The organism is Kitasatospora sp. NPDC127111, assembly GCF_042677465.1.
In the GTDB taxonomy this organism is placed as follows: domain Bacteria; phylum Actinomycetota; class Actinomycetes; order Streptomycetales; family Streptomycetaceae; genus Kitasatospora.
The window spans coordinates 257,218-270,887 of sequence record NZ_JBHXTG010000001.1; the positions used below are offsets into that span (position 1 = coordinate 257,218).

Genomic DNA, 13,670 nt, shown 5'->3' on the forward strand with positions numbered 1-13,670 from the left:
CGCGGCCGGGCGGGCTTGTCGGTGCGGGGCCATAGACTCGATGTGCCATGAGTAGCCTCTTTGACGACCTCCCGCTCCCCGGCTTCGAGGCACCCGCCGCCGCCGGGTCGAAGCAGCAGCCCGCCGCCGCGCCCATCGACGAGGAGCCGCCGCCGTTCGAGGACGACGTCCCGTACGACGCGTACGAGGAGGCGATCCCCGAGGGGCTGTTCCACACGGACCACGCCGCCGAGGCCGAGCGGGACGCCTGGTACCGCAACGGCGCCGCCCGCACCGTGGTCGACCCGGCACAGCTGCTGGAGGGGATGAACGACCCGCAGCGCGAGGCGGTGCTGCACGCGGGCTCGCCGCTGCTCATCGTGGCCGGCGCCGGCTCCGGCAAGACGCGGGTGCTGACCCACCGGATCGCCCACCTGCTGGGCGCCCGCGGGGTGCAGCCGGGCGAGATCCTGGCGATCACCTTCACCAACAAGGCGGCCGGCGAGATGCGCGAGCGCGTCGAGCAGCTGGTCGGCCCGCGGGCCCGGGCGATGTGGGTCTCCACCTTCCACAGCGCCTGCGTGCGGATCCTGCGCCGCGAGTCCAAGCTGCTCGGCTTCACCTCGTCGTTCTCGATCTACGACTCGGCGGACTCGCAGCGGCTGATGTCCCTGGTCTGCCGGGACCTCGACCTCGACCCGAAGCAGTTCCCGCCGAAGTCCTTCACCGCGAAGATCAGCAACCTGAAGAACGAGCTGATCGACGAGGAGACCTTCGCCGACCAGGCCGCCAACCCGATGGAGAAGAAGCTCGCCGAGGCGTACTTCCTCTACCAGCGGCGGCTGCGCGAGGCCAACGCGCTCGACTTCGACGACATCATCATGACGACGGTGAACCTGCTGCAGGCCTTCCCCGACGTCGCGGAGCACTACCGGCGGCGGTTCCGGCACATCCTGGTGGACGAGTACCAGGACACCAACCACGCCCAGTACATGCTGGTGCGCGAGCTGAGCGGGGGCTCGGTCGCGGCCGCGCCGAAGCGCACCGCGGACGGGGAGTTCGTGAACCCGGCCGCCGCGCACCTCGCCGAGGTACCGCCGGCCGAGCTGTGCGTGGTGGGTGACGCGGACCAGTCGATCTACGCCTTCCGCGGCGCGACGATCCGCAACATCCTCCAGTTCGAGGAGGACTACCCGAACGCGACCACCATCCTGCTGGAGCAGAACTACCGCTCCACCCAGACCATCCTGAGCGCCGCCAACGCCGTCATCGAGCGCAACGCCAACCGGCGGGAGAAGAAGCTCTGGACGGCCGGCGACCACGGCGAGAAGGTCGTCGGCTACGTCGCGGACGACGAGCACGGCGAGGCCCAGTTCATCGCCGACGAGATCGACCGGCTGACCGACGCGGGCGACGCCAAGCCCGGCGACGTCGCGATCTTCTACCGGACCAACGCGCAGTCCCGCGTGTTCGAGGAGGTGTTCATCCGGGTCGGCCTGCCGTACAAGGTGGTCGGCGGGGTGCGCTTCTACGAGCGCAAGGAGGTCCGGGACGTCCTGGCGTACCTGCGGGTGCTCTCCAACCCGGAGGACACCGTGCCGCTGCGCCGGATCCTCAACGTGCCCAAGCGCGGCATCGGCGAGCGGGCCGAGGCGATGATCGACGCGCTGGCCTCGCGCGAGCGGATCTCCTTCGCGCAGGCGCTGCTGCGGGTCGACGAGGCGTACGGGATGGCCGCGCGCTCGGCGAACGCGGTGAAGAAGTTCAACCAGCTGATGGCCGGGCTGCGGCAGGTCGTCGAGTCGGGCGCCGGGCCGGCCGCGGTGCTGGAGGCGGTGCTGGAGGAGACCGGCTACCTCGCCGAGCTGCAGTCCTCGACCGATCCGCAGGACGAGACCCGGGTGGAGAACCTGCAGGAGCTCGCCTCCGTCGCCCTCGAGTACGAGCAGGACCCGGGCGAGCGGCCGGACGCCGACGAGGAGGGCGCGCCGCCGGTCGGCTCGCTGGCCGACTTCCTGGAGCGGGTCGCGCTCGTCGCCGACTCCGACCAGATCCCGGACGAGGACGCCGAGGGGCAGGGCGTCATCACGATGATGACCCTGCACACCGCCAAGGGCCTGGAGTTCCCGGTGGTCTTCCTGACCGGCATGGAGGACGGGATCTTCCCGCACATGCGGGCGCTCAACCAGGTCAAGGAGCTGGAGGAGGAGCGGCGGCTCGCGTACGTCGGGCTCACCCGGGCGCGGGAGCGGCTCTACCTGACCCGCTCGGTGCTGCGCAGCGCCTGGGGGCAGCCCTCGTACAACCCGGCCTCGCGGTTCCTGGAGGAGATCCCGGAGGCGCTGGTGCAGTGGAAGCGGACCGGCGCCGTCGCGGTGCCGGCCTCGCGCGGGTACTCCTCGGGGTCGTCCGGCTCGTCCTGGGGCGGCGGGAGGTCCTCCGGCGGCTCTTCGCGCGGTGGTTCCGCGCGCGGTGCGGCGGCGGCCGCGCCGAAGGCGGGCTGGGGGCAGTCGGCGCGGCGGAGCGGCGCGGCGGTCGAGCGGGAGGTCGTCGCGCTGGCGGTCGGCGACCGGGTCACCCACGACACCTTCGGGCTGGGCACGGTGGTGGCCACCACCGGCGTCGGGGACAAGGCGCAGGCCACCGTCGACTTCGGGACGGAGGGGCGCAAGCAGCTGCTGCTGCGGTACGCGCCGGTGGAGAAGCTCTAGCGGCGGCGGAGAAGCCCTAGCGGGGGTCGAGCCCGTTCGAGAGGAACCACGGCAGCGGGTCGACCGGCCCGCTGCCGGGCGGGCGGATCTCGAAGTGCAGGTGCGGTCCGGTGCTGTTGCCGCTGCTGCCGACGAAGGCGATGACGTCGCCCTGCTTCACCGGGCCCTTGCGGACCTTGTACGCCCGCAGGTGGCAGTACCAGGCCTCGGTGCCGTCGGACATCTTCAGTATCGACATGTAGCCGTACGCCGGGTTCCACTGCGTGCGGATCGTGCCGTCGGTGACGGCCATGACCTGGGAGCCGCCGTCCACCGGGAAGTCGATGCCGGTGTGGCGGTTGGCCCAGTGGGTGCCGGCCTCGCCGAACAGCTCGCCCAGGCCGTGCTGGGCCACCGGCATGACCACCTTCGGCGCGGCCGGTTCGGCGCTCGGCTGGGCGGCCGCGGCGTCGGCGGGCTGGGCACCGGAGAGCGGCTCGCGGGCGTCGCCGCGGGAGGCCTGGCCGGCGTCGCCGGTGGCGAGGGCCTGCTGGGCGGCGGCCCGGGCGGGAGTGTTGTCCGGCGTGTCGGCGGCTGCGGCCTGCCGCGGCACCAGGCCGGCCGCCTGGGCGCGCTGCTGGTCGGCCTCGCCCTGGACGGTGACGGCGGCCGCCGCGGCCACCCCGAGCGCGGCCACCGAGGGCAGGGCGACGCGCAGCAGCGCCGCCCGGGTGGCGGCCTTGGCGGCGCCGCGGCGCTGGGCGCGCGACTGTTCGCGGGCGGCGAGGCGCAGCTCCGCCCGGGTCGGGCGGGCGGCGGCGTCGGGAGCCATCGGGGGCTGCCTCCTCGGTTGGCCTCGGGCACGTCATCGGGCGAGGGAAAACTGCCGAGACTGTAGCCGCAACGCCGACATCCGGACAAAAGTCCGGATGTCAAGAGGGGAGTCGGCGGGCTGCGGGCGGATCCGCCGGGGTATACCCACTGGTAGCAAGGGGTGGAGCTGTGATTTTCCCCTCCTCTTGAGGGGCGGCACGGCCAGTGGGGCCGGGTGACGCTAACCTCCCCTCAGGTTTGTTATTGCTGGTTAACCGCGCCCGTGCCCGACGAGGTCTGGGGTGGTGGACGACGAAGTCCAGGAGGCAGTGATGGGTGTGTCAGGGCCGATCCGTGTGGTGGTCGCCAAGCCCGGGCTCGACGGTCACGACCGCGGCGCCAAGGTCATCGCGCGCGCCCTGCGCGACGCCGGTATGGAGGTCATCTACACCGGCCTGCACCAGACGCCCGAGCAGATCGTCGACACCGCGATCCAGGAGGACGCGGACGGCATCGGGCTGTCGGTCCTCTCCGGCGCGCACATGACGCTCTGCGCGCGGGTGCTGGAGCTGCTGAAGGAGCGCGAGGCGGAGGACATCAAGGTCTTCTGCGGCGGGATCATCCCGGACGAGGACATCGTCGAGCTCAAGGCGATGGGCGTCGCGGACATCTTCACCCCGGGCACGCCGACCCGGGACGTGGTGGCCTGGGTCGAGGCGAACCTGCGCGCCGCGAGCTGAGGACGTGCCACCGGGCCGGTACGGGGACACGCCCCCGTACCGGCCCGGCCGTTTTCCGGGACCGGGCCCGGGGCGCTCAGGCGCCGAGCTCGGCGAGCATCGCCTCGCGGAAGCGCAGCGTGCCGGCCAGCCGGGCGAAGGTCTCGGCCCAGGCGGTGGCGGGCGCGGTGTCGGCGGCCAGGGCCTCGACCGCGGCGGCGGTCTCCGGGGCGAGCGCGCGCTCCGTCATCCCGAGCACCCCGCTGTGGCTCCACGGGTAGGCGCCGGAGGCGGCCGCCCGGGCGAGGGCGGCGACCACGGCGGTGGACAGCGGCGGGGTCCACGGGGTCGCGCAGGCGCCGAGCAACTGGAAGGCCTCGCCGAGGCCGTGCACCTCGATGAACGCGGCCGTCCAGGCGGCGCGCTCCTCCGGCGGCAGGACCGAGAGCAGCTTGGCGGGGGCGCCGGTGGCCCGCGGCGGGCGGGCCCGGCGGTGGTCCGGCGCGGGGGCGGGCGGCGGGCCGAGCAGCGCCCGGGCCCACTCGGCGTCCTGCTGGCGGACGGCGGCCCTGGCCCAGGCCTCGCGCAGGTCGTCGGCCCAGCTGCTGTCGGTCTCGTCGATGCTGTCGCCGACCCGCAGGGCGAGCAGCCGGTCGGGGCTCAGCCCGGTGGACGCCTGCCAGAGCGGGAGCGGCGCGGCGGCGATCACCTCGCCGAACCACCAGGCCCGTTCGCCGCGCCCGGTGGGGGACTTGAGCGGTATGCCGTCCCGCTGCATGGCCGCGTCGCACTCGGCGGGCGGGGTGACCAGCAGGTGGGTGCCGCGCTCGGAGAGGCGGACGGCGGCGCGGGCGCGCTCGGCCATCCGGCCGGCCAGCGTCGAGCCGGGGAGCGTGGAGAGCAGCTCGGCGGCGGTGGCGCGGACGTTCTTGCTGCGGTCCCCGAGGGCGGCCTCCAGGAAGGGCTCGTCGGCGAGGGAGAGACCCTCCTGCAGGGCGTCCAGGAAGAGCAGGCGGTCCTCGGCGCGTTCGGTGGGCCAGGTGCTCCTCAGCAGGGCGAGACCGGCGGCCGGATCGGTGCGGCGGAGCAGGGTGAGGTGGGTGACCCGTTCGGCGAACAGGCCCTCGTGCCAGAGGTGGTCGTCTCCGGGCGCGGCCGCCCCGGTGGGGGTCTCGGCGGTGGTGCGCAGCACGAAGCGCCAGTCGGGGTTCCGGGCGGCCAGCCAGCGGCCGAGCGGGCCGGCCAGCGCGACCGCGTCGGGGCGCAGCTCGCTGCGGGCGCGGGCGGCGTCGAGCAGGGCCGGGACGAGCACGGCGGGCGGGCGGTGGCCGCGGGCCCGGGCGGTGACGAGCCACTGCGGCAGCAGCTCGGGGAGGTTGGCCAGGGTGGCGGCGGCGCCGCTGCCGCGGGTGCCGAGCAGCAGCGAGAGCCGCCGGGCGGCGGGGGCGGGGAGTTCGGGGCGCCCGTCCTCGGGGGCCGGATCGGCGAGCGGCCCGGTGGCGGGCGCGGGCAGGGCGCCCGCGCGGCGGCGGACCGTCTCCAGGGCGGCGAGTTCGAGCAGGGCGGTGGCCGGGTCGGTGCGGTCGACGGCCTGGTGGGCGGGGGAGTCGCCGGCCCGGTCCGGCGGCGGGAGGGGGCGGCGGTCGGTGCCCAGGAGGGCGGTCGTGTGGAGGGACTCCCAGGGGTCGGGCACGTGGGCTCCTGAGTTGTGGTGGGGGCGCTGGCCGGGTGTCAGGGGGTGCTGAGGCCGATCGGGCGGTGGTCGGCGGCCCAGGCGGTGACCGGGGCGAAGCCCTGGTGGCCGTGTTCGCCGAAGACGGTGAGCGGGCGGCCGGTGGAGACGGCGGCGAGCCGCCACAGGGCCGCCTCGGAGGTGGCGGCGCGGCGCACCGGGAGGGTGTGCCGGCCGTCGGTGAGGTGCCAGCCCTCGGGCGTCAGGACGGGGACGACGTCGGTGAGGACGGTGGGCCAGGAGTCGAGCCAGGGGTCGTCGGCGACGGCGGTGCCGTACGCGGCGACGGCCTCGGCGGGGCTGAGGCCGGGCGGCGGCGCGGCGGGGCCGGGCTCGGGGGCGCCGTAGCGGGTGCCGAGGGCGGCGCGCAGCGGCCGCGCGCCGGGGTGGAAGGCGAGTTCGGCCTCCAGCACGTGGCCGGTGGGCACGGCGAGGTCGGGGGCCTGGCCGGGGCGGCCGAAGGCGAGCAGGAGGGCGGGGCGGCCGGTCTTGGCCCCGCGGAGCCAGACCCGGCGGGTGGTGAGGCGGTCGTCCGAGGTGTCGCGGCTGCCGAGGACGTGCCAGCGGTCGCGGACGGTCGGGCCGGCCAGCAGCTCGGCGGTGTCGGTGGTGTAGCCGACCCGGGCCCGGACGGTGGCGGCCAGCGGGGCGGGCAGTTCGTCGACCCGGGTGGCGGCGGTGGCGAGCAGGTGGAGCATGGCGTACTCCTCCAGGAGGCGGTGCTGGGGCGTGGCGTCGAGCTCGCGGACGCGCGTGGCGAGGCCGGGCGCCTGCGCGTCGACCATGCGGGCGGCGACCTCCTCCCAGCGGCCGGCGGTGGACTGGTCGGCCAGGCCGTGGCGGATCCGGTCGGTCAGCCGCAGCCGCAGCTCGGCGGCGCCCGCCGCGACCCGGGCGGAACGCTTCTCGGCGCGCCGGCGGGCGGCGGCCGGGTCGGCGGGCGGGTCGGGCCTGGCGGCGCGCTGCTCGGCGCGCTCCCGCCGGGCGGTGAGCCACTCCGACGCCCAGTCGGTCGGCTCGCCGGCCGGGACGGCCCCGGGGGTGCCGCTCCAGAGCAGCAGCAGCCCGAGCGCGTGCTTGCACGGGAACTTCCGGCTCGGGCAGCTGCACTGGTAGGCGGGCGCGGCCAGCTCGACCACCGTGCGGTACGGCGTCTTCCCGCTGCCCTTGCACTCGCCCCAGAGCGCGCTGCCGTCGGTGCCCGTGGCCGACCAGGGGGCGGGCGAGGACAGCTTGCCCGCGGCCTTCTGCGAGGCGGCGTCGGGCGCCAGGGACAGGACGTGTTCGGTGCTCCAGCGTTCCTCCATGCCGACGACGGTAGGCGTGGGGACTGACAGTCCCGGTGGTCGAACTGAGGTCCGGTCAGGATTGTCAGTGGCCCGGTGCAGGGTGGTCGTCGCAGGCCGGGACGCCGACCTGGCTCCCCCCGATCACCTCGCCGCCCGCCACAGCCGTGTCCGGCGGCCGACCCGAAGGAGCCCTTCCATGACCGACGTTCTGCGACAGCACGCGGAGGACGCCTTCGCCGCCGAGCTGGCCGCACTGGCCGCGCACGACGACCGTCCGCGCCCCGAGCGCTGGCGGCTGTCCCCGTGGGCCGTCGCCACCTACCTGCTCGGCGGCGAACTGCCGGACGGCACCGTGATCACGCCCAAGTACATCGGGCCGCGCCGCGTCGTCGAGGTCGCCGTGACCACGCTGGCGACGGACCGGGCGCTGCTGCTGCTCGGTGTGCCGGGGACGGCGAAGACCTGGGTGTCGGAGCACCTCGCGGCCGCGATCAGCGGGGACTCGACGCTGCTGGTGCAGGGCACGGCCGGCACTCCGGAGGAGGCCGTCCGGTACGGGTGGAACTACGCGCAGCTGCTCACCAACGGGCCGAGCCGGGAGGCGCTGGTGCCGTCGCCGCTGATGCGGGCGATGGCGGACGGCAAGATCGCCCGGGTCGAGGAGCTGACCCGCATCCCGGCCGACGTGCAGGACAGCCTGATCACCATCCTGTCGGAGAAGACCCTGCCGATACCGGAGTTGGGCGCCGAGACGCAGGCGGTGCGGGGCTTCAACCTGATCGCCACCGCCAACGACCGGGACCGCGGCGTGAACGAGCTGTCCAGCGCCCTGCGCCGGCGGTTCAACACCGTCGTCCTGCCGCTGCCCGGCTCGCTGGAGGAGGAGGTCGACATCGTCACCCGCCGGGTCGACCAGCTCGGCCGCTCGCTGGAGCTGCCCGAACTGCCCGGCGGCGCCGAGGAGATCCGCCGCGTGGTCACCGTCTTCCGCGAGCTGCGGAGCGGCGTCACGGTCGACGGCCGGACGAAGCTCAAGTCGCCGAGCGGCACCCTGTCGACGGCGGAGGCGATCTCGGTGGTGACCAACGGGATGGCACTGGCCGCGCACTTCGGGGACGGCGTGCTGCGGGCCGGCGACGTCGCCGCCGGCGTGGTCGGCGCCGTCGTCCGGGACCAGGCGGCCGACCGGGTGGTGTGGCACGAGTACGTCGAGGGCGTGGTCCGGGAGCGCGACGGCTGGAAGGACTTCTACCGGGCCGCCCGCGAGAACGCCCGCTGATTCCACTGCAGTTCGAGGTTCGAGGTTCGAGGAGGGAGGACGCATGGGTTCGTCGGAGGTCACGCTGCTCGGGGTCCGGCACCACGGCCCCGGTTCGGCCCGCGCGGTGGCCGCCGCGCTGGAGTCGTTGAAGCCGGACGCGGTGCTGATCGAGGGCCCGCCGGAGGCCGACCCGATCGTCGGGCTGGCGGCGGAGAAGGAGATGGTGCCGCCGGTCGCCCTGCTCGCCCACGCCGTGGACGACCCGGCCCGGGCCGCCTTCTGGCCGTACGCCGAGTTCTCCCCGGAGTGGGTGGCGATCCGCTACGCGCTGGACGCCGGCCTGCCGGTGCGCTTCATCGACCTGCCGGCCGCCTACGGCCTCGCCCCGGACGACGCGGACGCCGACGGGGGTGCCGGCGCGGAGCACCCGGCCGATCCGATCGGGCTGCTCGCCGAGGCGGCCGGCCACGACGACCCCGAGCGCTGGTGGGAGGACGTCATCGAGCACCGCTCGCCCGGTGCCGACGCGCTCGCCCCGTTCGCCGCGGTCGCCGAGGCGATGACGGCGCTGCGCGAGGAGGGCGTGACCGGCGGCGCCGGCCGGCGGGACGACCTGCGGGAGGCGTACATGCGCCAGCAGATCCGGGCCGCCCGGCGGGCCGGGCACCGGCGGATCGCCGTGGTCTGCGGCGCCTTCCACGTCCCCGCGCTGGCCGCCATGCCGACCGTCGCGCACGACCGGGCGCTGCTGACCGGCCTGCCGAAGAAGGTGAGGACCGACATCACCTGGGTGCCGTGGACGCACCGCCGGCTCGCCCAGGCCAGCGGCTACGGCGCCGGGATCGTCTCCCCGGGCTGGTACCACCACCTGTTCACCGAGCCCGGCGACCCGCTGCCCAAGTGGCTGACCAGGGCGGCCGAGCTGCTCCGGGCCGAGGACCACCCGGTCTCCTCCGCCCACGTCATCGAGTCCGTCCGGCTGGCCCGGACGCTCGCGGTGATGCGCGGCCGCCCGCTGGCCGGCCTGACCGAGACGCTGGACGCCGTCCGCTCGGTGATGTGCGACGGCTCGGACGTCGCCCTGGCCCTGGTGCGGGACCGGCTGGTGATCGGCGACGCGCTGGGCGAGGTCCCGGACGGCGCCCCCGCGGTGCCCCTCCAGCGGGACGTCACCCGGCTGCAGCGCTCACTGCGCCTGAAGCCGGACGCCGAACCGCGCGAGCTCGACCTGGACCTGCGCAAGGAGACCGACGCGGCCCGCTCCCGGCTGTTGCACCGGCTGCGGCTGCTCGGCATCGACTGGGGCGTGCCCAGCCGGTCCGCGGTGAACTCGACCGGCACCTTCCGGGAGAGCTGGCGGCTCTGTTGGCAGCCCGAGTTCGCGGTCCGGATCGCCGAGGCGGCCCAGTGGGGCACCACGGTCGAGGACGCGGCCACCGGCAAGGCCGTCGGCACGGCGCGGGCCGCGGCGGAACTCGCCGAGCTCACCGGCCTGGTGGAGACCTGCCTGCTCGCCGGCCTCGGCGGCGCCCTGCCCGCGGTGATGCGGGTGCTCGCCGACCGCGCCGCGCTGGACACCGACGTGGCGCACCTGGCCCGCGCGCTCCCCGCACTCGTCCGCGCGCTGCGCTACGGCGACGTCCGCGGCACCGACCACGGCGCGCTCGGCGAGGTCGCGGCCGGCCTCGCCGACCGGATCTGCGTCGGCCTGCCGCCCGCCTGCACCGGGCTGGACGCGGCCGGCGCCGCGGCGATGCGCGGTCACCTGGACGAGGTGCACGGCGCCATCGGTCTGCTGGCCCCGGACGGCGACCTCGCCGACCGCTGGGCCGCCACCCTTCGGTCCCTCGCCCGCCGCGAACCCGCCGGCGGCCCGGCCACCGGCGTCCCGGGCCTGCTGCGCGGCCGTGCCGTCCGGCTGCTGCTGGACGACGCCCGGCTCGACTCCGAGGAGGCCGGGCGCCGGATGGGCCTGGTCCTCTCGGCCGCCAACGCCCCGGCGGACGCGGCCGGCTGGGTCGAGGGCTTCCTCACCGGCGGCGGTGCCCTGCTGCTCCACGACCCCCGCCTGCTGGGCCTGCTCGACGGCTGGCTGACGGCGGTACCGGCCGAGGCCTTCACCGACGTGCTGCCGCTGCTGCGCCGGACCTTCTCCGCACTGGAGGCGGGCGTCCGGAGCACCATCGGCAGCCGGGTCGCGGCCGGCCCGCTCGGCGGCGAACCGGCCGCGGACGAGCGCGGCGGCCCCGAGCTGGACCGGGCCCGCGCCGACGCCGCCCTGCCGGTGGTCGCCACCCTGCTGGGCCTGCCGGGCGGCCCGGTCCACCCCGCCGCCCCGCTCCACCCCGCGGTCCCGGCCCGGATCCCCGAACAGGCCGATCGCCGCGACACCTGACCACCCCTCGTGCAGAAGGAGCATCCAATGGCAGTGACCCCCACCCCCGCCGCCGACGAACGGCTGCGCCGCTGGCGGCTGGTGCTCGGCGGCGAGGCGGACGGCACCGGCTGCACGCTGCGCGGCCGGGACGCCGCGATGGACGGCGCGCTCGCCGCGCTGTACCGCGGGGCGCCGGAGGAGGGCCGGGCCGGGCGGGCCGGCCGCCGCGGCGCCGGCCTGGGCGGCTCGGCGCCCCAGGTGGCGCGCTGGCTGGGCGACATCCGCGAGTACTTCCCGACCACCGTCGTCCAGTTGATGCAGCAGGACGCCGTCACCCGGCTCGGGCTGGACCGGCTGCTGCTGGAGCCGGAGATGCTCGAAGCCGTCGAGCCCGACGTCCACCTGGTCGGCACCCTGCTCTCGCTCAAGCACGCACTGCCCGAGACCACCCGGGAGACCGCCCGCGCCGTGGTCGGCAAGGTGGTCGCCGAGCTGGAGCGCCGGCTCGCCGACCGCACCCGGGCCACCCTGGGCGGCGCGCTGGACCGCAGCGCCAGGGTGAACCGCCCGCGCCACCGCGACATCGACTGGGACCGCACCGTCCGGGCCAACCTGAAGAACTACCTGCCCGAGCACGGCACCGTCGTCCCCGAGCGGCTGGTCGGCTACGCCCGGGCCCAGCGCGCGGTGAAGAAGGACGTCATCCTCTGCATCGACCAGTCCGGCTCGATGGCCCCCTCGGTGGTGCACTCGGCGGTGTTCGGGGCGGTGCTCGCCTCGATGAGGTCCCTGGACACCCGGCTGGTCGTCTTCGACACCTCGGTGGTCGACCTCACCGAGCAGCTCACCGACCCGGTGGACGTCCTGTTCGCCACGCAGCTCGGCGGCGGCACCGACATCAACCGGGCGCTCGCCTACTGCCAGTCGAGGATCACCCGACCGTCCGAGACGATCGTGGTGCTGATCAGCGACCTCTACGAGGGCGGCATCCGGGACGAGATGCTCAAGCGGGTGGCGGCGATGAAGGCGGCCGGCGTCCAGTTCATCGCGCTGCTCGCGCTCTCCGACGAGGGCGCCCCCGCCTACGACCACGCGCACGCCGCGGCGCTGGCCGCGCTCGGCGCCCCGGCGTTCGCCTGCACCCCCGACGCGTTCCCGGAGATCATGGCGGCGGCGATCGAGAAGCGGCCGATCCCGGTGCCGGAGCAGGCGGAGCGCTGACCCCCGGCGGGCCGGAGGCGCGTGGACCCCAGGCGGAGCGCTACCCCCCCGGCGGGCCGGAGGCGCGTGGACCCCCGGCCCGCGGGTTCACCCGGACGGGGGAACCGGGCCGCCCCGCAGCCCTGATCCGCCCGCCCGCGGGGCCGGCCGGGCGAGCCGCGGCCGTAGGCTGTCTGTGACGGTTCTCACCCAAGACGGGCCGGTCCCGGGCGAAACACTCCCGTCGTCCGGGGATAACCTGCCAGACGGACGTGACGCGCGTGTTGATTGACGTGTGCGCCCGTGGCTGTGTGGGCCGCAAGGCCGTATCTCTGCGTACCCGCACCGCCCCGACGACCCGCAGCGAAGATCCTGCCGTGGCACGCTCGTAGAGACACAATCCGCGACCACGAACAAGGACAAACACGTGGACCTGTTCGAGTACCAGGCGAGGGACCTCTTCGCCAAGCACGGCGTGCCCGTGCTTGACGGCGATGTCATCGAGACCCCCGAAGCGGCTCGCGCCATCGCCGAGCGCTTCGGCGGCCGTGCCGTCGTCAAGGCTCAGGTGAAGGTGGGTGGCCGAGGCAAGGCCGGTGGCGTGAAGCTCGCCGCCGACCCGGCGGACGCCGTCGCCAAGGCCGAGCAGATCCTCGGCATGGACATCAAGGGCCACACCGTTCACAAGGTGATGCTGGCCCAGACCGCGGACATCAAGGACGAGTACTACGTCTCGTTCCTGCTGGACCGCACCAACCGCACCTTCCTGGCCATGGCCAGCGTCGAGGGCGGCGTGGAGATCGAGGTCGTCGCCGAGCAGAACCCCGACGCGCTCGCGAAGATCCCGGTCGACGCCAACGAGGGCTGCACCCCGGAGAAGGCCGCCGAGATCGTCGCCGCGGCGAAGTTCCCGGCCGAGGTCGCCGACCAGGTCGCCGAGGTCCTGCAGAAGCTGTGGAAGGTCTTCATCGAGGAGGACGCCCTCCTCGTCGAGGTCAACCCGCTGATCAAGTCCGGCGAGGGCAAGATCATCGCGCTCGACGGCAAGGTCTCCCTGGACGAGAACGCCGAGTTCCGTCAGCCCGAGCACGAGGCGCTCGAGGACAAGGCCGCCGCCAACCCGCTCGAGGCGGCGGCGAAGGCCAAGGGCCTGAACTACGTCAAGCTCGAGGGCCAGGTCGGCATCATCGGCAACGGCGCGGGCCTCGTCATGAGCACCCTCGACGTGGTCGCCTACGCGGGCGAGAAGCACGGCGGCGTCAAGCCCGCCAACTTCCTCGACATCGGTGGCGGCGCCTCCGCCGAGGTGATGGCCAACGGCCTGGAGATCATCCTCGGCGACGAGGACGTCAAGGCCGTCTTCGTCAACGTCTTCGGCGGCATCACCGCGTGCGACGCCGTCGCGAACGGCATCGTCCAGGCGCTGGCCCTGCTCGAGTCGAAGGGCGAGGCGGTCACCAAGCCGCTGGTCGTCCGCCTCGACGGCAACAACGCCGAGCTGGGTCGTCAGATCCTGACCGACGCCAACCACCCGCTGGTCGAGCAGGTGGACACCATGGACGGTGCGGCCGACCGCGCCGCCGAGCTGGCCAACAAGTAAGGAAGGGGAC

The 13,670-nt window shown here is 74.9% G+C and carries 9 protein-coding genes; 6 read left to right on the top strand and 3 right to left on the bottom strand.

The features are described 5' to 3' along the window. The first annotated feature begins 47 nt into the window (after positions 1 to 47). Positions 48 to 2,690 carry a DNA helicase PcrA gene (gene pcrA / locus ACFVHB_RS01285; RefSeq protein ID WP_380314146.1) on the top strand — a complete coding sequence of 881 codons (2,643 nt, stop codon included), beginning with the start codon at positions 48 to 50 and terminating at the stop codon, positions 2,688 to 2,690. Positions 2,691 to 2,706: 16 nt separating this feature from the next. Here pcrA and ACFVHB_RS01290 read toward each other — a convergent pair whose 3' ends face one another. Continuing rightward, positions 2,707 to 3,501, bottom strand: a complete 795-nt coding sequence (locus ACFVHB_RS01290) for a M23 family metallopeptidase (protein ID WP_380314147.1) — start codon at positions 3,499 to 3,501, stop codon at positions 2,707 to 2,709. A 313-nt stretch (positions 3,502 to 3,814) separates the two neighbouring features. Here ACFVHB_RS01290 and ACFVHB_RS01295 point away from each other — a divergent pair, with 313 nt between their 5' ends. Continuing rightward, entirely contained in the window at positions 3,815 to 4,222 is a 408-nt protein-coding gene (locus ACFVHB_RS01295) for a cobalamin B12-binding domain-containing protein (protein WP_380314148.1), read from the top strand. 76 nt (positions 4,223 to 4,298) lie between these two features. On the opposite strand, the gene ACFVHB_RS01300 is transcribed toward ACFVHB_RS01295, so the two are convergent. Together ACFVHB_RS01300 and ACFVHB_RS01305 are read right to left on the bottom strand one after the other, a co-directional pair. Continuing rightward, on the bottom strand, positions 4,299 to 5,894 hold the full coding sequence (locus ACFVHB_RS01300) for a DUF5691 domain-containing protein (protein ID WP_380314149.1): 1,596 nt from the start codon (positions 5,892 to 5,894) through the stop codon (positions 4,299 to 4,301). A gap of 38 nt (positions 5,895 to 5,932) precedes the next feature. Then, positions 5,933 to 7,240 (bottom strand): SWIM zinc finger family protein, encoded by a 1,308-nt coding sequence (locus tag ACFVHB_RS01305; protein WP_380314150.1) that lies wholly within the window; start codon positions 7,238 to 7,240, stop codon positions 5,933 to 5,935. Between the two features lie 178 nt (positions 7,241 to 7,418). On the opposite strand from ACFVHB_RS01305, the gene ACFVHB_RS01310 reads away from it, so the two are divergent. The 4 genes from ACFVHB_RS01310 to sucC all read left to right on the top strand — a co-directional run bounded on the left by ACFVHB_RS01310 (position 7,419) and on the right by sucC (position 13,660). Further along, a complete protein-coding gene (locus ACFVHB_RS01310; RefSeq protein WP_380314151.1) occupies positions 7,419 to 8,501 on the top strand; it encodes an AAA family ATPase in 1,083 nt (360 codons plus the stop codon). Positions 8,502 to 8,544: 43 nt separating this feature from the next. Further along, the gene (locus ACFVHB_RS01315; RefSeq protein WP_380314152.1) at positions 8,545 to 10,878 is read left to right on the top strand and encodes a DUF5682 family protein; all 2,334 of its coding nucleotides are present in this window, start codon (positions 8,545 to 8,547) and stop codon (positions 10,876 to 10,878) included. A 27-nt stretch (positions 10,879 to 10,905) separates the two neighbouring features. Continuing rightward, a complete protein-coding gene (locus ACFVHB_RS01320) occupies positions 10,906 to 12,081 on the top strand; it encodes a VWA domain-containing protein (protein WP_380314153.1) in 1,176 nt (391 codons plus the stop codon). Positions 12,082 to 12,487: 406 nt separating this feature from the next. Continuing rightward, entirely contained in the window at positions 12,488 to 13,660 is a 1,173-nt protein-coding gene (gene sucC / locus ACFVHB_RS01325) for an ADP-forming succinate--CoA ligase subunit beta (RefSeq protein ID WP_380314154.1), read from the top strand. Positions 13,661 to 13,670 lie beyond the last annotated feature (10 nt).